Source organism: Mesorhizobium sp. WSM4820 (genome assembly GCF_055811075.1).
On the sequence record NZ_JBVVQN010000018.1, the window covers coordinates 118,366 to 140,058 of the forward strand.

Consider the following 21,693-nt stretch of genomic DNA (forward strand, 5'->3'; position numbering starts at 1 on the left):
GAAATCAATCTCCTGAGCCGGACCCTAGCTTGACGGCTGAGGCTCCATGCCGCCTTCGGGCTCCGGGCCCTTCTTGCGGCGGCTGCCGGACTTCGGCACGGCCGAGCCCCGGCTCGGCGGCGTGTCGTCGCCGAGATCGCGTGCCGGCTTGTGGCCGGCGATCAGCTGCTTGATCTCGTCGCCGGACAGCGTCTCATATTCCAAAAGCCCCTGCGCCAGCGCAATCCATTCCTTCTTCTTCTTGGTCAGGATGGATTTGGCCGTCGAATAGGCCTCGTCGATCAGCCGGCGCACTTCGGCGTCGATGATCTGCGCCGTCTCTTCCGAGACGTTCTGCGTGCGCGCCACCGAATGGCCGAGGAACACTTCCTCCTGGTTGTCGCCATAGGCGACGTGGCCAAGCTTGTCGGAAAAACCCCAGCGTGTGACCATGGCGCGCGCCAGCTTGGTTGCCTGCTCGATGTCCGAGGAGGCACCCGAGGTGATGTTCTCCTTGCCGAACTTGAACTCCTCGGCGACGCGGCCACCCATCATGATGGCAAGGCGCGAGATCATGTATTTGTAGCTCATCGAATAGCGGTCGCCTTCCGGCAACTGCATGACCATGCCAAGCGCCCGGCCGCGCGGGATGATGGTCGCCTTGTGCAGCGGATCGGCCGACGGCACGTTCAGCGCCAGGATGGCGTGGCCGGCCTCGTGATAGGCGGTGAGTTCCTTCTCGGCCTGGGTCATCGCCGACGAGCGGCGCTCGGCGCCCATCATGATCTTGTCCTTGGCGTCCTCGAACTCGGCCATGGTGACAAGGCGCTTGTTGCGCCGCGCCGCCATCAGGGCGGATTCGTTGACGAGGTTCATCAGGTCGGCGCCGGAAAACCCCGGCGTCCCGCGCGCGATCACCTTGAGGTCGACATTGGGGGCCAGCGGCACGTTGCGCACATGCACCTTCAGGATCTTCTCGCGGCCGACGATGTCGGGGTTCGGCACCACCACCTGGCGGTCGAAACGGCCGGGCCTGAGCAGCGCCGGATCGAGCACGTCCGGCCGGTTGGTGGCAGCGATCAGGATGATGCTTTCGTTGGATTCGAAGCCGTCCATTTCGACCAGCAACTGGTTCAGCGTCTGCTCGCGCTCGTCGTTGCCGCCGCCGAGGCCGGCGCCGCGATGGCGGCCGACCGCGTCGATTTCGTCGATGAAGATGATGCAGGGCGCATTCTTCTTGGCCTGGTCGAACATGTCGCGGACGCGGCTAGCGCCAACGCCGACGAACATCTCGACAAAGTCCGAGCCGGAAATGGTGAAGAACGGCACGTTGGCCTCACCGGCGACCGAACGGGCAAGCAGCGTCTTGCCGGTCCCGGGAGGGCCGACGAGCAGCACGCCGCGCGGAATCTTGCCGCCAAGCCGCTGGAACTTCTGCGGATCACGCAGGAATTCGACAATCTCTTCCAAATCCTGCTTGGCTTCGTCGACGCCGGCGACATCCTGGAAGGTGACGCGGCCGTGCGCTTCAGTCAAAAGCTTGGCCTTGGACTTGCCGAAGCCCATGGCGCGGCCGGAGCCGGACTGCATCTGGCGCATGAAGAATATCCAGACGCCAAGGATGAGGATCATCGGCAGCCAGGAGATGAGATAGCTGAACAGCGAATTGGAACCGTCGGATTCGGGGCGCGCGTTGATGGTGACGTTCTTGTCCTGGAGTCTCGAAACCAGCGACGGATCACCCGGCGAATAGGTCTGGAAGCCGGTAGAGGTGTCGGTATAAGTGCCCGAGATGCGGGCGCCCGCGATGGTCACCGTCTTGACCCGGCCGGCCGCGACGTCCTGCAGGAACTGCGAATAGGGGACGTCACTCGCTGCTCCGCGCGTCTGCGGCGTCTGGAACAGATTGAAGAGAGCGATGAGCAGGACCGCTATGATCGCCCAGAGCGCGAGATTGCGATAATTCGGATTCATCAATTGTCCCGTTGGTGTCCGCCAGCGGACACGCGTCGTGAGAGGAAACTTGGGTCTAACATAGGGATGGCGCCCTTCATTGCCAAGCAGAACAGCATGTCGCGGTTAAGCTTTCGCCCATGATCAACCGGTAGTGTGGCCGCCGAAAGGCGGGGCAGGAAGTCGCGGCGCGCCGATCAGCGCGGCGACAATTCCGGCCAGCGCCAGGTCGAAGGACGGCAGGAAGCGGGCAAAGGGCGCGACGACCGGGCATACCGCCATTCCCGGCGACATCGGGCTATCGCCTGGATGTTCGCTTGCGCGCCACAGCACCGGCTCGGCCGCCAGAGCCGCGCGGACAAGGCTCGGCGGCGTACCGTTTTCAGCAATTGCCTGTCTTGCAGCACGCGCCGCGCCGAGCGGCGCGATCAAAACTTCACCCGGCTCGTCGCCCAATGTGATCCTCCGGCGACCGTCCCAGAGGGCATTGTTCACGGCAGGCGCAGCGGGCGGCAGGTTGCGGGTTTCGCGACGCAGGAAGATGCCGGCACTCCGCGCATCGACCACCGTCCGCGACAAAGTAGCGCAAAACGGGGCAGCCAAAATTGGGATTGTGCCAGGAGGTCCGGGCCTCAGCCGGTTGAGCAGCGCCTCGCTGCGAGCCTGACCGGGCAGAAACGCAACGCCGCCGACAGTCGCCAGCAGGATGCGCAGCGCATATACGGCCGCCGCCTCGTCGACGGCTGTCGCAAAGCCCGGATCGAGACGGACAAGGCCAGCGGCGGGCCTGCTGGCAAAGCCACTGATCAGCGCGGCGGCGCGATGGCCAAGCTGCTCGCGCTCCACCGCAGCCCGCGCGGCCAGCACCAACGCGTCTTCCCGCGCACCATCGCGGTCGGCAAGCGCTGCGCGGATACGCGGCCTCTCGAAAGCCTTGTCTTCATTGGTCGGGTCTTCGGCCCAGCCGACATTCGCGCGCCGCAGGACTTCGCGCAGCGCCGCACGCCGTGTGCCGAGAAGCGGCCGTGCGATCCAGATCCGCCAGTCATAGAGGGTGGCCGGTGCCATGCCGGCTAGACCTCGCTCTGGCTCTCGCGCCCCCTCCTGGCGAGCTTGCCGCATCAGCACGGTCTCCGCCTGGTCGTCGGCTGTGTGGCCGGTCAGGATAAGGCCGATACCTTCCGCCTGCGCCGCCTCGGCCAGCAGCCGGTAGCGTGCCTCTCGCGCGGCAGCCGGCAGGCCGGTCGACGGCTTGCGTTCGGACCAGACCAGGATGCGGTGGGCAATGCCGCGCCCGGCGCAAAGCCTGGCCACGGCCTGCGCTTCCGCTGCCGAGCCCGGCCGCAGAGCGTGATCGATCGTCACAGCCAGCAATTTCGTTGCCGGCGCGGTACGGTCGAGGTGATCTTTGAGGAGAAGGAGGAGGGCGGTCGAGTCGCTGCCGCCGGACACGGCCGCAACAGCGCCGCTGGTAAAGTCGATCTGCGAAAAAACCGAACGGTCAGGCTCGGTTTCGGGCATCAATGCATGTCGCCCAAAAGTGGCCCCGGATTTGGGGCAACAAGTCCTGGGGCAACGACATGCAGGAGAAAAACTAGCACGCCGCGAGCGCCCTTTCCTGCTTGACGCGTTCCTTGAGCGCGCCGGAAACGTTCGGATAGCGCTTGCCGATCTCGCCGAAAGTGGCGCAGGCCACGTCGCGCTGGTTCAATCCGACCAGCGACACACCGAGTTTCAGCAGCATGTCGGGAGCCTTCTTGGCCTTCGGATAGTCCTTGCTGGCGGCGAGGAAAGTCTCGGCCGCGTCGCGATACTTCTGCTGGCCGAGCAGCGACTCACCCAGCCAGTAATGCGCGTCCGCCGTCTTGGCGTCCTTGGGGAAGCGGGCGATGTGGTCGCGAAAACCCTGTTCGGCAGTGCCGTAGTCGCCCGACAGGATGAACTGATAGGAATTGCGGTAAAGCTCCTCCGGGTCGTCGGTGGCGGGCAGCGCCGCGACCACCGTATCGTCGGACTTGCCGGCCTGCGTGCCAGCGGCCTGGTCGCCGGGGACAGGGGCGGTGTTCTGCGCCGGTGCATGTGCCTGCGTGTTGCCCTCGATCACATTGCCGTTCTTGTCGACGGTGATGGTGCCGAACGTCTTCGGCGGCGTGCCCGGGATCACCGCGCCGGGTTCGCCTGTCGGTGATTCGACGATGACCTCCTGGCCGCCGGCGGGCGGTGTGCCCGCATCGGCCGGCGCATGCGTCGCCGGAGCCTCGGCGACGCTGCTGTCGGTGTTGGTGGTTGCGTCCGACTTCTTCTGCTCGCGTGGCTGCTGCGCGCCTTGTGAGCCGCCTTCCAGCTGCTGGAAACGGAACTCGTTATCTTCCTGCTGTTTGCGGATCTGCTCCTGCATCTGCAGCACCTGGAAGTTGAGCTCCTCGATCTTGCCGTTCATTTGCCGGAGTTGTTCCTCCAGCGCGGTAGTGCCGGTGCCATCCTGCGCAAATTGCACCTGATCCGGTTTCTTTTTTTCACCGAAAATGCCGAGCGTCGGCAGGCGCAAGGAGAAACCGCTTTTTTCTGTGCCTTGCTCATTGCCTACTGCCGGGGCAGCGACGCTTGATACGAGCAGCAACGCAAGCGTGCCGCTCAAGACCGATCTGAAATGCATGTGCCTCTCGCCGTGGATTGTTTGCCTGTTGCATGCCTTCCGATCGGAGTGGACCGTCAGGCGCCTCGGTTATTACCAAGGACGCAGGACTTCGGCCAAATTTTGTTTCAAGTCCCACATCCGGGCGCCGGACATGAAAAAGGCGGCCGCAGCCGCCTTTCCCACGTAGGTGTTGCATTTCTGCCGATTGGAAAATTACCGATCAGGAACCGGCGCCGCTGATCGTGGTGACGGCGCGGCGGTTCTGCGACCAGCAGGAAATGTCGTCGCAAACCGCGACCGGACGCTCCTTGCCATAGGAAATGGTCTTCAGGCGCTGGGCGGAAACACCCCTGGCGACGAGGAAGTCGCGGGTGGCGGCGGCGCGGCGGGCGCCGAGCGCCAGATTGTATTCGCGCGTGCCGCGCTCGTCGGCATGGCCTTCGATGACGATGGCATATTGCCTGTACTGGTTCAGCCATTGCGCCTGCCGCGAAAGCGTCGTCTGCGCGTCGGCGCGGATCGAGGACGAATCCGTATCGAAAAAGATGCGGTCGCCGATGTTGACGGTAAAGTCCTGGGCCGATCCGGGCGTTGCCGCCCCGGCGCCGCTGAGACCGAGATCGGCGGCGCTGTTCAGGTTCTTCTTCGAGGCGCAGCCGGCGATGGCGAGCAACGCCACCAGCGCGATCATCGCCGGGTTTCTGGTAAGTGCTGCGATACGGCCCATGCCGCCTCTCCTTCGCAATTCGAGTGATTTCGTTGATCGTCCAGTAACCACGTTTGGGTTAACCGGCGTTCAAGAAACACGGTTAAAATTTGGTTTCGGCTGCCGTCCACAGCCGTTTTGCCCAACGGGAATCCGAGGAGGCAACAATGCGCGCGGACCGTAGGCAGAAATGCGGCTGAAACGCGACCAAGCCGTGGAAAGTTGGAATTGAAGAATTGAAGAATTGAAGAATTGAGGAAAGAGGTCACCTCAGCTTCTCTCTGAGATTGACCAGCATTCCGTAAATGCGGGCATAGGATTGCAACCAGTCGTCGCGTTGCGCCTGGGTGATATACTCCAGATCGAACGCATACGAAATCCACGTCTCCACTTCACTGCATGACCCTATCGCCATCGAAATGAACCGTGCGAATTCGGGCTTGGAGCGGGTCTGTTTGGCAAAACCCTCAGCCAAATTGGCGCAGATCGCCTTGCTGGAACGACGTAGTTGATCGGCGAGCGCGTATTGCTCCATTTTCGGAAAAGCAAGCGTGGCTCTGTGTACCCCAAGGGAAACTGCATAGGCACGCTTATAGACTTCCAAATCCCTCGCGTGCTCGATGTAGGCCGCTGCCTTCTCCATCCTTCAGTTCTTCAACTCGTCAGTTCCTCAATTCCTCAATTCCCCTTCCTGCCTATTCCAGCAGCGGCGACCAGGCCGGGTCCGAAGCGAAATTCGAGGTCGGGATCGACTGTTCATTGCGGCCGGTGAGATCGACCGAAACGAGTTTCGGGCCGCCGGCTGAATCGCGGAAGAACATCAGCACCCGGCCGTTGGGAGCCCAGGTCGGCCCCTCCTGCTGGAAGCCGGTTGAAAGGATGCGCTCGCCTGAACCGTCGACGCGCATGACGCCGATCTGGAACTCGCCGGCGGTCTGCTTGGTGAAGGCGATGAGGTCACCGCGCGGCGACCATACCGGCGTCGAATAGACGCCGTCGCCGAAGGAGATGCGGGTCTGGCCAGAACCGTCGGCGCCCATCACATAGATCTGCGCGCGGCCGCCGCGGTCGGAGGTGAACACCACCTTGCTGCCATCCGGCGAATAGGACGGCGAGGTGTCGATGGCCGTCGAATTGGTGAGCCTGGTCGTCGAGCGGCTTCTCAAATCCATCGCGAAGATATTGGAATTACCGTCGTCGCGCAGCAGGCTCATGATCACCTTCTGGCCGTCGGGCGAGAAGCGCGGCGCAAAGGTCATGCCGGGAAAGTCGCCGACCAGTTCGCGCTGCCCGGTCTCGATCTGCAGCAGATAGACCTTCGGCTGGCCGCTTTCATAGGACATGTAGGTGATTTCCTGCCGGTTCGGCGAGAAACGCGGGGTCAGCACGATTGACCTGCCATCCGACAGGTAGCGGATATTGGCGCCGTCCTGGTCCATGATGGCGAGGCGCTTCTTGCGCGCGTTCTTTGCACCCGATTCGTCGATGAAGACGACGCGCGTGTCGAAATAGCCTTTTTCGCCGGTCAGCCGCTCGTAGATGGCATCGGCGATGATATGGGCGACGCGCCTGGTGTTGGCGTCGTTGGCGAAGAACTGCTCGCCCGACATCTGCTGGCCGGCAAAGGTGTCCCACAACCGGTACTGGGCGCGGACGCGGCCATCGGCCTCCTTGCTGACGCTGCCGGTGACCAGCGCCTGGGCGTTGATCACCTTCCAGTCCTCGAAGCGAGGCGTGGCATCCGGGTTGGAGATCTTTTCGATGAAGGCGCTCTTTTCGATCGGCGCGAACAGGCCGGAGCGTTTCAGATCGGCGCTGACGATGCCGGAAATCTCCGCGCCCAACGCATCGCCGCCCTGGAAATCGGTGATGGCGATCGGCAGCGGCTCGACATTGCCTTTGTTGACATTGAGCTCAACGAGCGCCCGCGCCGGCAAGGTGGCGGCGGCAGTCATGCCCAGCGCCATCGCTACGATCATCAGGAGCGGCTTGAGGATGGATTTCATATCTTCTCGCTTCTCTTCAATGTTTCTACGGGGCGCCAGGCTCATAAGCCCAGCATCTCCCTCGGATCGAACCTGACCCTGACGTCGGCCCAGATGTCTTGTTTGCCTGCGGGAACCTGCAGGCCGGCCACATCGCATTTCTGAACCGCGCGCACGGCACTTTCGTCGAACGGGCGGTTGCCGCTCGATTTTTCGACAGTAGGCCGGCCATCCAGCTTGCCGGAAGCGTCCAGGTTGAACTGGATCACAGCGACGAAATTCTCCGAACCCTCGAGCCCTACCGGCAGCGTCCAGCAATTACTAAGCTGGGCCTCCAACGCCCCCATCTCAGACTTCGAGAGCTTCTGACCCTGGTTTTTGTCCCCACCGAGCGATGCCTGCTGGGTCGAGCGCTTGGCGCCGCCGCCGGACGGCTTGCGCTTGTCGAGCAGCGCCGAAATCTCGTCGGCGTTGAACTGCTTGTCTTCCGATTTCGGCCTGGACGAGGCTTCCTTGACCGGCTTGTCGGCGTCCTTGCGCTCGGGCGCCTTGGCGCTTTCGGCCTGAGCCGGCTGCGGCTTCGGCCGCGCCTGCGGGGCGGGCGCCGAGTCCGGAAGCTGCGTCTCCTCGGTTGGCGGCTCCTTGGCAATCGCTTCGGCGACGGCGTCCGGCTTGACCTCAGGCTTCGGGTCGATGGCAGCGGTCTTGTCCTGCGGCGGCGTCGGCGCCGGCTCCTTGGCCGGAGTCGGCTTGGGTTCCGCCTGCTTGACCGGCTCGGGCTTGACCTCTTCCTTCGGCTGCGGCACCGGTGCGACCTCCGTCGCCGGGACAGGCTTCGGCTGCTCCTTCGGTTTCGGCACGTCCTCGGGCTTCGGCTTCTCTTTCGGCGTCGGGGCCGGCGGCGGCGCCTCAGCCTTGTCGACCGGCTGGGGCTTGGGATCCGGCGTCGGCGGCTTGTCGGTATCGACGCTGGCGTCGCCAACCGTCTGCGCGTCGGCCACGATGTCCGGGCGCTGGGTCGGCAGTGGAGCCGGCTTTTCGCTCACCGCAGCTTTCTTGTCGCCTTTCTGTATCTGCGCGATCGCCTCCATCGGCACGATCTCGACCGCCAGAGACTCGGCGTCGGACGCCGGCAAGGCCGCCGGCGCCGACAGCGTGAACAGGCCGAAGCCGATCGCGACCGCATGCAAGATCACCGATGTGGTCAGGCCGGTTCTCATCTAGCGTCTACTGATCCTGTTTCGGCAGTGAAAGCAGCGCGATGTTCTTGTAGCCGGCGTCCTGGATGAGACCCATCACTTCCATCGCGGCGCCATAGTTGGTAGTCTTGTCGCCGCGGATGAAGAGGCGCTCTTCGTAGCCGGTCTTGGAAATCGCCTGCAGCTTGGCGACCAGCTCTTCCTGCGGAATTTCGGTCTCCTGCAGGAAAATCTTGCCCGTGCCGTCGATCGTAATCGTGATCGGCTGGGTATCGGCGTTCATTGCCTTGGCCTTCGTCTCCGGCAGGTCGACCGGCACGCCGACCGTCAGCAAAGGTGCGGCGACCATGAAGATGATCAACAGCACCAGCATCACGTCGACCATCGGCGTGACATTGATTTCCGAGATCATGGCGTGATGACGGCCGCGCCGCCTGTGGCCGCGACCACCGCGTCCTCCGCCACCCGCGCCTACAGACATTCCCATGATTGTTCCTCAGGTCTTCTGCGCGACTTTTTCATCGATTTGGCGCGAGAGTATGGCGGAGAACTCGTCCGCGAACCCTTCCATGCGCACGGCGATCTTGCTCGCGTCCGACGACAGCTTGTTGTAGGCGATGACGGCGGGGATCGCCGCGAGCAGGCCTATTGCTGTGGCCAGCAGCGCCTCGGCAATGCCGGGTGCGACCACCGACAGGCTGGTATTCTTGGATGCCGCGATCGCCTGGAACGAGGTCATGATGCCGATCACGGTGCCGAACAGGCCGATGAACGGCGCCGCCGAGCCAGTGGTGGCGAGAAAGCCAAGCCGGCCTTCCAGTTTTTCCATTTCGCGGGTCAGCGCCAGGTCCATCGCCTTGTCGATGCGGGTCTGCAGGCCAAGCGGCGATTTCGCCCCCTTCTCGAAGCTCTTCTTCCATTCGCGCATGGCGGCGACGAAGATGGCGCCCATGCCTGACGTCTTGCGGTCGGCGAGCGTGCGATAGAGCTCTTCCAGCGACTGCCCGGACCAGAACACCTGTTCGAAGCGATTGAGCGCGAGCCGCATGCGGCCATAGGCGACGAGCTTGTCGACGATGATCGCCCAGGTCCAGATCGAGGCGCAGAGCAGCCCGATCATGACCAGCTTGACCACCCAGCCGGCCTGCGTGAACAGCGCCCAAATCGACAAATGCGCGCCCGGTTCGGCGAGTGCGATATTTTCCATGGTTACGTCCTTAAGAATTTTCCGGGCACGGCTGGCGGCTGGCCCATAGGCATCCCTTGTAATCCGTTCGCGCAAAGCTTGCGGAATAACCCCAAAATGCACCGTAGGCGGCCTTTTCAGGGCAAATCTTGGTGAAAGGAAGGCGCTGGATTCCTCCAATCTTCACCACTCTCTTCATGAACCGTTATGGTTAAGGATGGGTTAGGACGCACAGCGCGGCGCATTGCCGCGCCTTGGGCGAGTTGTGTGGCATCGTCAGCTGATCATTGGGATCGGTAAGTTACCGATTTGAACTACAGGTTTGCCTTGGGCATGAAGATTGCGATCCATTCCTTCGGAAAGCGCCGTGGCCGGCCGTTCTCGCCAATGATCGCCGCCTCGACGCGCGCCTCGACCAGCACCTCGCTGCCGCGCTTCAGCTGCTGCGCCATGAAGATGCGGGCGCCCGAAATGTCCTCGGTGCGCGTCTCGATGGTCAAGACATCGTCCATGCGGGCGGAGCCGCGAAAGTCGATCTCCATGCGCCGCACCACCCAGACTATTCTTTCGCCATGCTTTCCGTCGGCAAGCTCGGTGTGGTGGACGCCGGCAAGCCTGAGATAATCGGAACGGCCGCGCTCGAAAAATTCGAGATAGCGCGCGTGATAGACGACGCCGGAGAAATCGGTGTCGGCATAGTAAACCCGCGCCATCAGCCGGTGGCCGAATTCGGTCAGCGCGCCGGAAAGTCCGGCGCAGAGCGCCGCCGATTCACCATGATCGTCCATCGCGCTTTCCTTTTTTGGCCTGGCCGGGCACCTAAAGCGCGACGCGGTTCAGGTTCCGGGCGCGTCGTTGTCCCAAAACCGCTACACAGTTTTGGGCGACACGCATTAACTTGGCGCATGAACCCGATGGCACTGTTGACGGCGATGATCAAGACCTTGATGGCAGCGCTGCTTGCGCTGGCCGCGCTGGTGCCGCCGGGCCAGGCGGCGAGCTTTATGATGAAGCGCGGCCTCAATCTCGACCAATGGACGACATGGCCGGGCGAGGACAAATGGGGCGACCGGCGGGCAATCCTGCCCTATCCGGAATGGCGCAAATTCCTCAACGACGACGACCTCAAGGCGCTGAAGAGCGCCGGCTTCGATTTCCTGCGCATGCCCGTCGATCCGTCGCCGTTCCTGTCCGGCGAGACGCTGGCGCTGCGCGACGAGCTCTATGCCAGCGTGCTGGCCTCGGTGCGCATGATCAATCGCGCCGGCTTGAAGGTGATCGTCGACATGCACCTGATCCCCAGCGGCAGCAGCCGCAAGATCGGCATGGGCGAGGTGATGGACGATCCACAAATGTTCGACGCCTATGTCGAAATGGTGCGCAAGATGGCGCGCACGCTGGCCGATGAGGATCCGCGCCAAGTCGCTTTCGAACCGATGAACGAGCCGGTCATCGACTGCGACGCCGACGGCACCGGCCTGTGGCCGGAGCGCCAGCAGAAACTGTTCGCGGCGGCGCGTTCGTCAGCCACCAGGCTCACCCTGATCCTGACCGGCGCCTGCTATTCCAATGCGGTATCGCTGGCAAAGATCGATCCGAAGGCGATCCCCGACGACAACATCATCTGGACCTTTCACTCCTACGACCCATTCCTGCTGACCCATCAGGGCGCGACCTGGGCCGGCGACTTCATCCCCTATGTCACCGGCCTGCCCTATCCGCTCAGCGCCGTCCCGCGCGCCCAGTTGGATGCTGCGCTCGATACGATCCGCGCAAGGATCAAGGCCGAGGCGCCATGGGCGCGCCAGAGCGGCCTGCTTGCCTATCTCGACGAGCAGGTCGCCAGCCTGGACACGGACGAGGAGCTGCGCGAGACGATGGAGGCGCCGTTCACCAGGGTCGAGGCCTGGGCAAAGGCCAACGGCATCAAACCGGAGAACATCACGCTCGGCGAATTCGGCATGATCCGCCAGGAATACGGCAATGCCTACGTGATGCCGGCCGAATACCGTGCCGCTTATGTCAGGGACATGATCGCGCGCGCCGAAGCCCATGGCTTCGCATGGTCGGTCTGGAGCCATGGCGGCGCCTTCGGCATCGTCGACGCTTTTGACGGCGACAAGGCCGAGCCGGATGTGATGGATGCGATCAGGTCACTTCATTGAAGCGCCGAACCCAATTCGATCGAGAGAATCTCTGGTCGCATCCCGAAACGCACCGGCAGGATGCTGAAGCCGAGACCTCCGGAGACGATCAGGTTGCGGTTCTCGTCCACGACATGGCCATAGGCAAAACGGTTGCCGAAGCGGGATGGCACGACCGGAGAATAGCCGAGTAATCGCACCTGTCCACCATGGGTATGACCCGAAAGGGTCAACGATACCCGTGATGGGACCTTCGGGAAAATGTCCGGCTCATGTGCCAGCAGGATAACAGGAGCCTTGTCGCTCACCTTTGCCAGCGTGCCGTGCAGGGTCGTCCAGTCCTGTGAACCTGCTGCGGCCCCAGGCCTTGCCCGGCCGCAGCGCAAGTTGGTCCGCAAGTCCGGCGACCCAGAAGCCATGCCCGTCTTTTTCCAGGCGCACCACATCGTTTTCCAGGACCGGTATGCCGGCGCTCTCGAGCGCCCGGCGCGCCACCGTCGGCCCCAACTCGGCCTTCTGCGCGGAAAGGTCCTCCCACCAGTCGTGATTGCCAAGGATGGACCACACCCCGAGTGGCGCCTTCAGGCCTGACAAGGCCGGCGCCCATTCGGAGGAGCCCACCCAGTCCGTAACCAGGCGTGTGCCGGCTGCATAGTCGCCAAGCAGGACAATCAGATCCGGCTGCAGGCTGTTCGCCCGTTCGGCAAGTGACCTGATCCGCTCCGGCGTCATCCATGGCCGACAGGCATGAATATCGGCGAGAGCGACGACGCGAAGCCGCAATCCTGCGGGCCAGTTTGGCGGGGTCAGTGAATAGCGCTTTACATGTGTCAGCAGCATCGGCTCGAGGCCAACCGCATAAAGCACTGAGCGACACGGCAGATAGGAAGGAACCGCCGATGAGGCGCAGGAAGCCGCGTCTGGTGATCATCGCTCAACCCCGTCATTCGTGGAACCGACGGTCCCACAGCGAAGCGTTAGAGCCGGCAAATGCGCCGGCAAGCTGACCAGGATTAGGAGATTTTGCGCAGGAATGGAGCCGCAAGGCCGCGCGGCTACTCTTCCTGGAACAGGCTGATCTGCTGCTGCGCAAGGTCCTTCGGCGCATCGAGGCCGAGATGCCGCCAGGCATTGGCAGTCAGCACGCGGCCGCGCGGCGTGCGCTGAATAAAACCCTGCTGGATCAGATAGGGCTCGATGATGTCCTCGATGGCGTCGCGCGGCTCGGAAAGCCCTGCCGCGATGGTCTCGATGCCGACCGGGCCGCCGCCAAAATTCCGCGCGATCATCGAGAGATAGCGGCGGTCGAGCGCGTCGAGGCCGAGCGCATCGACCTCGAGCCGCGTCAGTGCCTCGTCGGCGATCTGCCGGTCGACGTGACCGTCGCCGGCGACCGAGGCAAAATCGCGCACGCGGCGCAACAGCCGGCCGGCGATGCGCGGCGTGCCGCGCGCGCGTCTTGCGATCTCCAGCGCGCCATCGTCGCCGAGCGGCATGGCAAGGATGCGGGCGCCGCGCCGCACGATCTGTTCCAGTTCCTCGACCGAGTAGAAATTGAGGCGGACCGGAATGCCGAAACGGTCGCGCAGCGGATTGGTCAAAAGGCCGAGCCGGGTGGTGGCGGCGACCAGGGTGAAGCGGGCAAGATCGATCTTGACCGAGCGCGCCGCCGGCCCTTCGCCGATGATCAGGTCGAGCTGGAAATCCTCCATCGCCGGATAGAGGATTTCCTCGACCGCCGGGTTGAGCCGGTGGATCTCGTCGATGAACAGCACGTCGCGGTCTTCGAGATTGGTGAGCAGTGCTGCGAGATCGCCGGCCTTGGCGATGACCGGACCGGAGGTCGAGCGGAAATTGACGCCGAGCTCGCGTGCCATGATCTGCGCCAGCGTCGTCTTGCCGAGGCCGGGCGGCCCGACGAACAGCACATGGTCGAGCGCCTCGCTGCGGCCCTTGGCTGCCTCGATGAACACTTTGAGATTGGCCCGCACCGCCGCCTGGCCGACGAAATCACCGAGCGTCTGCGGACGCAAGGTCTGCTCGGCGTCCTCGCCGCGCTTGTCGGGAGCAATGAGGCGTGGCGAAAGGCTCATCAGGCGCGCCCACTTCCATCGCGATCGCCGGCGGCGTGGCGACCGACGACATCCCCTAGCGCGGCGTCGATTTCCTCCAGCGTGGCAGGCCCGCCGGGCGGATTGCCCAGAAATCCGGCAAGGTCGGCAAATCTAAGATTGCGCGGCGTTCCTATCAGAAGACCGTCCATGACCGTCCACGCAACCGTATCGCCCGCCTTGAGCGACAACGCGTCCCGGACTTTCTTTGGAATCGTAAGCTGCCCCCTGGAGGTCAAGCCCGCATATCTGCCCATGCTCTTGTTCCTAGTCGGAATTTATTTCTCGGGCAACGGTCTCACCGCGCCAGTTCCTTCAGCCCGAAGCGGATCAGCTTCGACGCATCCGCATCCTCGCCGGCGCTTTTCAGCGCCGCCGCCACCGCATTGGCGGCGGTATCGCGCGAATAGCCGAGATTGACCAGCGCCGAGACGGCGTCGGTGATCGGCGCCGGCGCGACGCCTTCGCCAAGCTCCTGCTTCAGGCCGATGGTGCCGGAGGCAGCGCCTGCAAAGGCCGGCGCCTTGTTCTTCAGTTCGGTGACGATGCGCTCGGCCACCTTCTTGCCGACGCCGGGCGCGCGGCTGACCATGGCAATATCACGCAGCGCGATGGCATTGGCGAGATCGGCCGGCGCCAGCGTCGAGAGAATAGCCAGCGCCACCTTGGCGCCGACGCCCTGCACATTGCTCATCAGCAGCCGGAACCATTCGCGCTCCAGAACCGACTGGAAACCGTACAGCCTCAACATGTCTTCGCGGACATAGGTCTCGATGAACAGCACCACCGCCTCGCCGGGGGCCGGCAAGGCGGCCAGCGTGCGCGTCGAGCAGTGGGCGACATAGCCGACGCCGTGCACGTCGACGATGCAGAAATCCTCATCGATCTCGTCCAGCGTGCCTTTTAGCTTGCCGATCATGTGTGGTCCTTCATGCCAGCGCCGCCAACCTGTAGACAACACTCTGCCGATGATGCGCGTGGCAGATGGCAATGGCCAGCGCGTCGGCGGCATCGTCGGTGTCGAACGTCGCCTTCGGCATCAGCACCTTGACCATCATGTGAATCTGCTTCTTGTCGCCATGGCCGACGCCGATCACCGCCTTCTTGACGGCGTTGGGCGCATATTCGGCAACGACCAGGCCGGCCAGCGCCGGCACCAGCATGGCGATGCCGCGCGCCTGGCCGAGCTTCAGGGTCGCGGCCGCATCCTTGTTGACGAATGTCTGCTCGACGGCCGCCTCGTGCGGCATGGCGGCGTGCAGGATCTCGGCAAGCCCGTCATGCAACTGGCAAAGCCGTGTCGCCAGAGCCGCCTTGTCGTCTGAACGCACGGTGCCGGAGGCGACGAAGCGCAGCGAGTTGCCGAGGCTTTCGACGATGCCCCAGCCGGTGCGCCTCAGCCCCGGATCGATGCCGATAATGCGAATCGTTTCCCCCATCCGCCAAGTCTACCCGTGGCGGACAGCGATGCCAGCGAAATGTGAACAAACCAGAAACGGTTCCGCTGCGTCCCACAGGCTGTTTGAGAATTCGTTCTGACGAGACAGACGGCGTGGTTTGCGAGAACCGAAGCGGAGCGGACATTTGGGTCCGTGAGCCGCGCGTAGATCCCCTCGCTTCAAATCCGATGTCGTAGCGCATCGACGATGACCTTGAACGCGGGAAGATTTTGACGACGGCTCGGATAGTAGAGGAATAGCCTTCAAAAAGCGGCGACCAATCGTCCAGAAGCTGAACCAGCTTGCCACGTGCGATGTGCTGCTCGACGATGTTCTCCGGGACGTAGGCGATGCCGTATCCACTGGCCGCCGCGCGGACAGTCTGGCCCGGCAGGCCAGATGCTTATCATCACGAGCGGTCAGGGCTGGGTTCAGGAAGAGGGCAGAACCAGCAAGCGCCGAGCAGCAGACGCGCTCGGCCGAAGAGTCTGGCACCTGTCGGTGATCGGTGGGTCCCAAGCCAATTTCCTGCGCTCCACTTTACTGCAAGACGGTCAAATTTGAGCTTTCGCATTCATGTTTTGTCGAGCGTATCTCTTAGAGTCGCCTAAACCTTCTGCGCCGTAAGCTGTAACCGTGCTGAATCGCCGTCAGTGCCGATGACGACGAAATAGGAGAACGCAATGCCTCGCAATCACGTTGAACGTCTTGAAGAGTTCAGGGAAATCCTGGTCGCGACTCGACGCGAAGGAGTCCGTAACGTGCACCATACCCGCGACGCAATGCGGGCAAGCGGCTTTCAGATCGGGGACAGCGATGGCTCCAGCTACGGAGCCAAGCTAAAGGAGCTCCAAGAGGAAATCGAGGCAGTCGATCGCGCCCTCGAAGACGAGAAACGGCTGGCCTTGGCCCTTGAAAGTGCGGCTCAACCCCGCCGACCAATCAAGCCGAGAATCGTAAAGGGAACATAGAGTCGGCGACGGCCCTTGCTGCCCGTCGCGTGGATATGCCTGCGACATCGTGTCGGGCTCGTCGCCGCCGTGCAACAGAGCCGTGAACGTCATCCGTTGCCATCAAACGGGGCGGCCGAAACCGCCCTGTGTCGATTTCGAATTCGCTGTGTCCATCGTTGTCGATGCCGTCGCTACCCTCGCCAACGGCGTTCTTCAGGTATCCAACTCTGAAACGGATCGCGGTCGATGCGATCGTGCGATCGCGTCATTTCCGCAAAATCTTCTCCATCGCCTTGCCCCTGGCAAGCTCGTCGATCAGCTTGTCGAGATAGCGGATTTCCTTCATCAGCGGGTCTTCGATGTCTTCCACCCGGACACCGCAGATCACCCCCGTGATCAAATTCCGAGAAGGATTCAGTTGAGGCGCCTGATCAAAGAAATCCTTCAGGCTGGTTTTCTTCCCCAGCTGGGCGTCCAGCCGTTTCTGGGTGTAGCCCGTCAGCCAGCGGATGATCTCATCGACCTCGGCTCTGGTGCGGCCTTTCCTTTCCGCCTTGGCGACATAGTGCGGATAGACGCTGGCAAAGCTCATGGAATAGATTCGATGCTCGGTCATTGCACCCCCTTATGCGGGCTGGACCAGAGGTTTGAAACAGCGCCGCAGATGTTCATGCTGTCCGCGTCAATTCTACCCGTGCTCGTCGCCTCGGCAATGCTTTGATCGCGTCGATCGCATCCTGCGACGAGTGGATCCGGACGTCGTTATTGATCTTGCCTTCAACGGATGACCGGTCGCGCTACTCGGGCACAGGTTTGGCTATCTTTCCGGGCAATGCAAGATCTAGTGCCTGTCTTGCCTGCCACTGGGCAGTATGGGACTAGTGAGCGCGTAAATGGCGCGTTTGCGCAATTATGCTCGAAACCAGCCCGGCGGCTTGCGGCCCCATTTCGGCCCAAACACGATTTGAGGATTGGCCCACAAAAGGACGCTCCTGGCGTTTAGCGGAGAATTATCGAGCATTCTCTCAGCCGCGGGCGAAAGCCGTGTTCAGCAGCGTGATCTGATCGGAGACCGGATTGATGCGGCGGCCGGATGGAGCGGCCTCGGCCACGGCGCCGCCGTAGATTTCCTCGTCCATGCGACGCACCAGCGCCTGCAGGCGCAGCGAGCGGTCGATGAGGTCAAGAAAATCCTTGGGCAGCTCGACCCAGCCTGCGGCATCGTTGTTGGCGGAAGCGGTATCGAGACGCACCTTGGATTTTTCGGAAGCAACCTGATCGCGAGTCATCTCGCCGGAATTCGCGGCGCGCTGCAGAAGCAGCCATGAGGCGACCTGCATCAGCCTCGTGGTCAGTCGCATCGACTCGGCCGCATAGAGCGTCGCCGCCAGCCTGGACAGTTTCTTCGCCTCGGCCCGGCCCTTGCCGTCCAGATATTCGGCCGCCTGCTCGACCAGGCCCATGCCTTCCTGGTAGAGCGGCTTGAAGGATTGGGAGAAAACCCGGCGCTCCGCCAGCTTGATGGTTTTCGCGCTTCCCATCGAAGGATCGTTCATCGATACGCCCTGCACTTGCCTTACAGCCGGCCGAATCGGCGTCATCGCCGTCACGCCTGCACCCTATATGACCGAGGCTTGAAAATGCGCTTCGCCGCCGGTGAAGGCAAGCACATGTTTAACAAACGGTTAACGGCGGCGCAGCGGCACGGGCGACCGGCAATCCGGATCGCCGAAAAAAAAGAGCCGCGGATAAGGCGGCTCTCAGGAGTTTAACAGGGAGGCGTCAAACAAAGTGGCTCCAACCACTCGGTAAGAATCCAGATCACTGGATGCGCATAGTAAACGCCCGTAAAGCTTAATGAAGCCTTAACAGCGTGGATATTTTTTGAACAAGCGTCGCCCGCCTGTGCCGTAACAGCACAACAACTCCAGGCTTTTTGGGGCCTAGACCTTTGGACTCAGGCCTTTTGCGTCTCACGATGCCGCTCTGCCTTCCACACCACCGGCAGCGCGATATAGGCGAACAGCAGCAGCCCCGCGTAAAAGCCCATCGAGGATGTTGCCACCAGCGGCTCGATCGCCGGGTTGCCGGCAAGCATGATGTAAAGGCCGAGCAACAGGCCAGTGCCACTGATTGCCGTCAACCAGAAATGCACGGTGGCAAGCGTCTTTTCCGCGACTGCCGGAAACAGATGGTAGAAGAAGGCGAACACCGCCGACATCAGCCATCCGGCCACCATGATGTGGGCGTGGGTTGGCATCTGCGCATGATCTTTGCTGATCGCCATCTGCAGGCCGAGCGCCATCCCGACCAGTGCGTAGACAACGGCCAGCGTGAAGAAGTTTCGTGCTACCTTTTGCATGTTATGCCCCGAATTGCCTTTTCCCGTCATGGGAATGGGTTGAGATCAGGCGGTCGCCCCGCCACCGGGTCCCCGGCATCGGTGCATTAGCATCGGCAATGTTTCTGGACGATGTCGCATCGCGCCCGACCCTTCCCCGGCGCTGCCAGAATAGCAGAAAACGGCGTGACGCGCTTGCGCAATCCTTGAGCGTTGCCTTCCGGCCGTGTCTCACAGGACGCCGAAACAAGGCCGGCTCCCACGCAACGCAAATCTAGAGAAGGCCGGCGATCCCGTCCCACAGGAGCTTGACCGCGACGACCGCTACGGTCGCATAGGTGAAGGGGTAGAACAGTTCCGGTCGCATCCGCCGCACCAGCCAGGCGCCGGCGATGGTCGAGAGCGGCGCCAGCGGTACCAGAACCGCCGATGCGGTCAGGTTGGTGGTGTCAAACTGTCCGAGCGCAAAATAGGGGATGAGCTTCAACGCGTTAGTGGCAGCAAAGAAGATTGCGGCGGTGCCCGACAGCACTTTCGGATCGAGCCGGATCGGCAGCGCATAGACCTGAAAGGGCGGACCGCCGACATGGGCGACGAAGCTGGTGAAGCCGGCGACCGTCCCCCAGAATGCGGCAGCCGCGCGGTTGGGCTCGGCCGAATGGCTCGCACCGTGCCGCATTTGTAGATAGACCCAGCGAAGCACGAAGATGATTGCCACGGCGCCGACGATCAGCCGCACCATTTCCGCTGTCACCAGCGCCGCGGTCAGCCAGCCGAGGCCGATGCCGATCACCGCGCCCGGCATCATGTCCGCAAGCATCTTGCGGTCGTAGACACCCCGCCATGTCCAAACCGAGACGATGTCCATCAGGCACAGTATGGGCAGCAGGATGGCGGCTGCCTGCACCGGCGGCATGGCCAGCGCCATCAGCGGCACGCCGACGAATCCGACCGCACCGCCAAAGCCGCCCTTGGACAGACCGACCAGGATGACGGCTGGAATGGCGGCGGCATAGAACCACGGATCGAGAAGCAGGCCTGACATCGGCGGGGAGCAGTTGGAGGGAAAGCGTGCAGACGCTGGAATAGCCGATAAACCTTCGCGCCGCGACTGCAAATGCGCACACGAAGCTGTGCGCCATGGAAAGCGAAGACCCAGCCGTACGACAATGACGCGCCAATGGTCCTGCCACCCGCCTGTTCAAGGCCGGCACTTTGCTCTATGCCGCATTGCAACCATCTTCGCCCGGCATAGGCGAAAACCGGGGTCAAAAACCAATGAACGACGCAACGCCTCCAAATCGCTGCCGCATCGTGCTGATCGCGCCGCCCGGCGTGTCGGCTGAGCGCATCGGCGCGGCGTTGGAGGGCGGCGACGTCGCCTCGCTGATCCTGCCCGAAAACGACATGGACGAAGCCTCCTTCCAGGCCTTCGCCGAACAGATCGTGCCGGCGGCGCAAGCGGCAGGTATCGCTGTCATCATTGCCGGCGACACCCGCATCGCCGGCCGCGTCCAGGCCGATGGCCTTCACGTCGAGGCCGGCAAGGCCGAACTCGCCGAGACGATCGAGCGTTTCCAGGCAAAAATGATGGTCGGCACCGGCGGCGCCAAGACCCGCGATGATGCGCTAGAACTCGGCGAACTCAGGCCCGACTACATCTTCTTCGGCCGCTTCGGCTACGACAACAAGCCGGAGCCGCACCCACGCAACCTGTCGCTGGGGCAATGGTGGGCGGATGTGATCCAGATCCCTTGCATCGTCATGGCCGGGTCCGACATCACTTCGGTGGAAGCGGTGGCTGCCACCGGCGCCGAATTCGTGGCGCTGTCCAGCGCCGTCTTTGCCGAGGGCATCGACCCAAAGATGGCAGTCGCCAGCGCCAACGCGCTGCTCGACGAAACCGCGCCGCGTTTCGAGGACTGACGTGCCCGCGCCGACAATCCTTTTTGGTGCTTTGCTTGCGCAGCTCACGGTGGAGGTCGCCGTGGCGGAAACCGTCCCATTGCCGCAACCGAAGCCCGACACCGCTGCAAGCACGGACAAGCCGATTGCCACGCCGCTGCCGCAGCCCGCCACCACGGCGCCGCTGCCGTCGGCCGACGCCATTAATCCCGACCGCTTCGGTGCAAAGCCGTCGGATTCTGCCTATGGCGCCTTCCAGCGCGGCCTTTACAAGACGGCCTACAACCTCGCTCTGGTTCGCGCCCAGAACGGCGATCCGGCGGCGCAGACATTGATCGCCGAGATATTGTCGCGCGGCCTTGGCGTGCCGGTCGACGCGGCGGAGGCGGCCAAGTGGTACGCGCTTGCCGCCGAGCAGGGCATACCGGAATCGCAGTTCCAATATGCGCTGATGCTGCTCGACGGCCGCTACGTCAAGAAGGACGAGAAAGGGGCTTACGCGCTGATGCAGGCCGCCGCCGAGGCCGGCAACCGTCTGGCGCAGTTCAATTTCGCGCAGCTGCTGGTGCGGCAGGACCCCGGCGATGCCGGCATCGCAAAGGCGGTGTCCTATTATCAGCGCGCCGCCGCGACCGGCCTTGCCGACGCGCAATATGCGTTGGCGCAGGTCTATGCCAATGGCGTCGGCGGCAAGCTGCGCGACGATGCCCAGGCGCGCGGCCTGCTGGCGCAGGCAGCAAGGCAGAACTACGATACGGCGCAGATCGATCTCGCTGCCTGGATGATCGAGGGACGCGGTGGCGCCCGCGACCTGAAGTCCGGCTTCGGCTGGATGAAACAGGCCGCCGAGGGCGGCAATGTCGCCGCCCAGAACCGCCTCGCCAAGCTTTACATGGGCGGCATCGGCACCGATCCGGATCCGATCCTTGCCGGCGCCTGGTACGTCGTCGCACGGCGCGCCGGGCTGATCGATCCGGAGATGGACGATTTTCTGCAGGGCCTGACCGACGACCAGACCAAGCAGTTGCTGCAGAAGGCCAACCGCCTGCCGTAAAGCGTCGCGGACAGTGAATATCAGGCAGCGGATGCTGACGAGGGAATGGCTCCGCCCCCCACTCCTCTCACGCCACCCCTTGCCCGCTCCCCCTCTTGCC

Annotated in this window: 23 protein-coding genes and 2 pseudogenes; 5 read left to right on the forward strand and 20 right to left on the reverse strand. The window is 63.0% G+C overall.

The window, feature by feature from the left end; genetic code table 11:
• Positions 1-24: 24 nt before the first annotated feature.
• The 10 genes from ftsH to ybgC form a co-directional block, all read right to left on the reverse strand.
• On the reverse strand, positions 25-1,953 hold the full coding sequence (gene ftsH / locus AC0L2R_RS25830; RefSeq protein ID WP_023799979.1) for an ATP-dependent zinc metalloprotease FtsH: 1,929 nt from the start codon (positions 1,951-1,953) through the stop codon (positions 25-27).
• Positions 1,954-2,076: 123 nt separating this feature from the next.
• Positions 2,077-3,453, reverse strand: coding sequence for a tRNA lysidine(34) synthetase TilS (gene tilS, locus AC0L2R_RS25835; protein WP_473512264.1), 1,377 nt, complete (start codon positions 3,451-3,453; stop codon positions 2,077-2,079).
• A 73-nt stretch (positions 3,454-3,526) separates the two neighbouring features.
• Entirely contained in the window at positions 3,527-4,588 is a 1,062-nt protein-coding gene (ybgF, locus tag AC0L2R_RS25840; RefSeq protein ID WP_473512265.1) for a tol-pal system protein YbgF, read from the reverse strand.
• Between the two features lie 202 nt (positions 4,589-4,790).
• The gene (pal, locus tag AC0L2R_RS25845; RefSeq protein ID WP_027152911.1) at positions 4,791-5,297 is read right to left on the reverse strand and encodes a peptidoglycan-associated lipoprotein Pal; all 507 of its coding nucleotides are present in this window, start codon (positions 5,295-5,297) and stop codon (positions 4,791-4,793) included.
• A 244-nt stretch (positions 5,298-5,541) separates the two neighbouring features.
• Positions 5,542-5,919 (reverse strand): four helix bundle protein, encoded by a 378-nt coding sequence (locus tag AC0L2R_RS25850; RefSeq protein WP_023799984.1) that lies wholly within the window; start codon positions 5,917-5,919, stop codon positions 5,542-5,544.
• 52 nt (positions 5,920-5,971) lie between these two features.
• Positions 5,972-7,255, reverse strand: a complete 1,284-nt coding sequence (tolB, locus tag AC0L2R_RS25855; RefSeq protein WP_473512285.1) for a Tol-Pal system beta propeller repeat protein TolB — start codon at positions 7,253-7,255, stop codon at positions 5,972-5,974.
• 68 nt (positions 7,256-7,323) lie between these two features.
• Positions 7,324-8,481, reverse strand: coding sequence for an energy transducer TonB family protein (locus AC0L2R_RS25860; protein WP_473512266.1), 1,158 nt, complete (start codon positions 8,479-8,481; stop codon positions 7,324-7,326).
• A gap of 7 nt (positions 8,482-8,488) precedes the next feature.
• Positions 8,489-8,947 carry a protein TolR gene (gene tolR / locus AC0L2R_RS25865; RefSeq protein WP_202365580.1) on the reverse strand — a complete coding sequence of 153 codons (459 nt, stop codon included), beginning with the start codon at positions 8,945-8,947 and terminating at the stop codon, positions 8,489-8,491.
• A 9-nt stretch (positions 8,948-8,956) separates the two neighbouring features.
• Positions 8,957-9,667 carry a protein TolQ gene (gene tolQ / locus AC0L2R_RS25870; RefSeq protein WP_023799988.1) on the reverse strand — a complete coding sequence of 237 codons (711 nt, stop codon included), beginning with the start codon at positions 9,665-9,667 and terminating at the stop codon, positions 8,957-8,959.
• A gap of 293 nt (positions 9,668-9,960) precedes the next feature.
• A complete protein-coding gene (ybgC, locus tag AC0L2R_RS25875; protein ID WP_236384869.1) occupies positions 9,961-10,434 on the reverse strand; it encodes a tol-pal system-associated acyl-CoA thioesterase in 474 nt (157 codons plus the stop codon).
• 126 nt (positions 10,435-10,560) lie between these two features.
• On the opposite strand from ybgC, the gene AC0L2R_RS25880 reads away from it, so the two are divergent.
• The gene (locus AC0L2R_RS25880) at positions 10,561-11,811 is read left to right on the forward strand and encodes a glycoside hydrolase family 5 protein (protein WP_473512268.1); all 1,251 of its coding nucleotides are present in this window, start codon (positions 10,561-10,563) and stop codon (positions 11,809-11,811) included.
• Here AC0L2R_RS25880 and AC0L2R_RS25885 read toward each other — a convergent pair.
• The 6 genes and pseudogenes from AC0L2R_RS25885 to AC0L2R_RS25910 all read right to left on the reverse strand — a co-directional run.
• Positions 11,805-12,721, reverse strand: a pseudogene (locus AC0L2R_RS25885) (metallophosphoesterase). The gene AC0L2R_RS25880 and the pseudogene AC0L2R_RS25885 overlap by 7 nt on opposite strands.
• A gap of 124 nt (positions 12,722-12,845) precedes the next feature.
• Positions 12,846-13,883 (reverse strand): Holliday junction branch migration DNA helicase RuvB, encoded by a 1,038-nt coding sequence (gene ruvB, locus AC0L2R_RS25890; protein ID WP_027152903.1) that lies wholly within the window; start codon positions 13,881-13,883, stop codon positions 12,846-12,848.
• Complete coding sequence (locus AC0L2R_RS25895) at positions 13,883-14,158, reverse strand: AbrB/MazE/SpoVT family DNA-binding domain-containing protein (RefSeq protein ID WP_473512269.1); 276 nt, start codon at positions 14,156-14,158, stop codon at positions 13,883-13,885. Before AC0L2R_RS25895 ends, ruvB begins: the two co-directional genes overlap by 1 nt.
• Positions 14,159-14,199: 41 nt before the next feature.
• On the reverse strand, positions 14,200-14,820 hold the full coding sequence (gene ruvA, locus AC0L2R_RS25900; RefSeq protein ID WP_473512270.1) for a Holliday junction branch migration protein RuvA: 621 nt from the start codon (positions 14,818-14,820) through the stop codon (positions 14,200-14,202).
• A 10-nt stretch (positions 14,821-14,830) separates the two neighbouring features.
• Positions 14,831-15,340, reverse strand: a complete 510-nt coding sequence (gene ruvC / locus AC0L2R_RS25905) for a crossover junction endodeoxyribonuclease RuvC (RefSeq protein WP_287319837.1) — start codon at positions 15,338-15,340, stop codon at positions 14,831-14,833.
• Positions 15,341-15,519: 179 nt separating this feature from the next.
• Positions 15,520-15,719, reverse strand: a pseudogene (locus AC0L2R_RS25910) (LysR substrate-binding domain-containing protein); the annotation flags it as partial.
• Positions 15,720-15,739: 20 nt separating this feature from the next.
• Between AC0L2R_RS25910 and AC0L2R_RS25915 the strand changes: the two are divergent.
• Both AC0L2R_RS25915 and AC0L2R_RS25920 read left to right on the forward strand, forming a co-directional pair.
• Positions 15,740-15,904, forward strand: a complete 165-nt coding sequence (locus AC0L2R_RS25915) for a hypothetical protein (protein ID WP_473512271.1) — start codon at positions 15,740-15,742, stop codon at positions 15,902-15,904.
• Between the two features lie 119 nt (positions 15,905-16,023).
• The gene (locus AC0L2R_RS25920) at positions 16,024-16,311 is read left to right on the forward strand and encodes a hypothetical protein (protein WP_473512272.1); all 288 of its coding nucleotides are present in this window, start codon (positions 16,024-16,026) and stop codon (positions 16,309-16,311) included.
• A gap of 247 nt (positions 16,312-16,558) precedes the next feature.
• On the opposite strand, the gene AC0L2R_RS25925 is transcribed toward AC0L2R_RS25920, so the two are convergent.
• From AC0L2R_RS25925 to AC0L2R_RS25940, 4 genes are all read right to left on the reverse strand, one after another.
• On the reverse strand, positions 16,559-16,909 hold the full coding sequence (locus tag AC0L2R_RS25925; protein WP_473512273.1) for a DUF2200 domain-containing protein: 351 nt from the start codon (positions 16,907-16,909) through the stop codon (positions 16,559-16,561).
• A 409-nt stretch (positions 16,910-17,318) separates the two neighbouring features.
• Positions 17,319-17,849, reverse strand: coding sequence for a protease adaptor protein RcdA (rcdA, locus tag AC0L2R_RS25930; protein ID WP_091593429.1), 531 nt, complete (start codon positions 17,847-17,849; stop codon positions 17,319-17,321).
• Between the two features lie 401 nt (positions 17,850-18,250).
• On the reverse strand, positions 18,251-18,655 hold the full coding sequence (locus tag AC0L2R_RS25935) for a hypothetical protein (RefSeq protein WP_473512274.1): 405 nt from the start codon (positions 18,653-18,655) through the stop codon (positions 18,251-18,253).
• Between the two features lie 253 nt (positions 18,656-18,908).
• Entirely contained in the window at positions 18,909-19,679 is a 771-nt protein-coding gene (locus tag AC0L2R_RS25940) for a sulfite exporter TauE/SafE family protein (protein ID WP_473512275.1), read from the reverse strand.
• Positions 19,680-19,912: 233 nt separating this feature from the next.
• Here AC0L2R_RS25940 and AC0L2R_RS25945 point away from each other — a divergent pair, with 233 nt between their 5' ends.
• Both AC0L2R_RS25945 and AC0L2R_RS25950 read left to right on the forward strand, forming a co-directional pair.
• Positions 19,913-20,560 carry a thiamine phosphate synthase gene (locus AC0L2R_RS25945; RefSeq protein WP_473512277.1) on the forward strand — a complete coding sequence of 216 codons (648 nt, stop codon included), beginning with the start codon at positions 19,913-19,915 and terminating at the stop codon, positions 20,558-20,560.
• Positions 20,561-20,621: 61 nt separating this feature from the next.
• Positions 20,622-21,593: a tetratricopeptide repeat protein gene (locus AC0L2R_RS25950; protein ID WP_473512278.1), complete on the forward strand. Its 972-nt coding sequence runs from the start codon at positions 20,622-20,624 to the stop codon at positions 21,591-21,593.
• Positions 21,594-21,693 lie beyond the last annotated feature (100 nt).

Coding starts and splice junctions, on each gene's coding strand:
- AC0L2R_RS25945 (WP_473512277.1), top strand. CDS start 19,913: ATGAACGACGCAACGCCTCCAAATCGCTGCCGCATCGTGCTGATCGCG.
- AC0L2R_RS25920 (WP_473512272.1), top strand. CDS start 16,024: ATGCCTCGCAATCACGTTGAACGTCTTGAAGAGTTCAGGGAAATCCTG.
- pal (WP_027152911.1), bottom strand. CDS start 5,297: ATGGGCCGTATCGCAGCACTTACCAGAAACCCGGCGATGATCGCGCTG.
- ftsH (WP_023799979.1), bottom strand. CDS start 1,953: ATGAATCCGAATTATCGCAATCTCGCGCTCTGGGCGATCATAGCGGTC.
- rcdA (WP_091593429.1), bottom strand. CDS start 17,849: ATGAACGATCCTTCGATGGGAAGCGCGAAAACCATCAAGCTGGCGGAG.
- tolQ (WP_023799988.1), bottom strand. CDS start 9,667: ATGGAAAATATCGCACTCGCCGAACCGGGCGCGCATTTGTCGATTTGG.
- ruvC (WP_287319837.1), bottom strand. CDS start 15,340: ATGGGGGAAACGATTCGCATTATCGGCATCGATCCGGGGCTGAGGCGC.
- tilS (WP_473512264.1), bottom strand. CDS start 3,453: ATGCCCGAAACCGAGCCTGACCGTTCGGTTTTTTCGCAGATCGACTTT.
- AC0L2R_RS25925 (WP_473512273.1), bottom strand. CDS start 16,909: ATGACCGAGCATCGAATCTATTCCATGAGCTTTGCCAGCGTCTATCCG.
- AC0L2R_RS25940 (WP_473512275.1), bottom strand. CDS start 19,679: ATGTCAGGCCTGCTTCTCGATCCGTGGTTCTATGCCGCCGCCATTCCA.
- ybgF (WP_473512265.1), bottom strand. CDS start 4,588: ATGCATTTCAGATCGGTCTTGAGCGGCACGCTTGCGTTGCTGCTCGTA.
- AC0L2R_RS25850 (WP_023799984.1), bottom strand. CDS start 5,919: ATGGAGAAGGCAGCGGCCTACATCGAGCACGCGAGGGATTTGGAAGTC.
- AC0L2R_RS25895 (WP_473512269.1), bottom strand. CDS start 14,158: ATGGGCAGATATGCGGGCTTGACCTCCAGGGGGCAGCTTACGATTCCA.
- AC0L2R_RS25935 (WP_473512274.1), bottom strand. CDS start 18,655: ATGCAAAAGGTAGCACGAAACTTCTTCACGCTGGCCGTTGTCTACGCA.
- tolR (WP_202365580.1), bottom strand. CDS start 8,947: ATGGGAATGTCTGTAGGCGCGGGTGGCGGAGGACGCGGTGGTCGCGGC.
- AC0L2R_RS25915 (WP_473512271.1), top strand. CDS start 15,740: ATGCTTATCATCACGAGCGGTCAGGGCTGGGTTCAGGAAGAGGGCAGA.
- tolB (WP_473512285.1), bottom strand. CDS start 7,255: ATGATCGTAGCGATGGCGCTGGGCATGACTGCCGCCGCCACCTTGCCG.
- AC0L2R_RS25880 (WP_473512268.1), top strand. CDS start 10,561: ATGGCACTGTTGACGGCGATGATCAAGACCTTGATGGCAGCGCTGCTT.
- ybgC (WP_236384869.1), bottom strand. CDS start 10,434: ATGGACGATCATGGTGAATCGGCGGCGCTCTGCGCCGGACTTTCCGGC.
- ruvA (WP_473512270.1), bottom strand. CDS start 14,820: ATGATCGGCAAGCTAAAAGGCACGCTGGACGAGATCGATGAGGATTTC.
- AC0L2R_RS25860 (WP_473512266.1), bottom strand. CDS start 8,481: ATGAGAACCGGCCTGACCACATCGGTGATCTTGCATGCGGTCGCGATC.
- ruvB (WP_027152903.1), bottom strand. CDS start 13,883: ATGAGCCTTTCGCCACGCCTCATTGCTCCCGACAAGCGCGGCGAGGAC.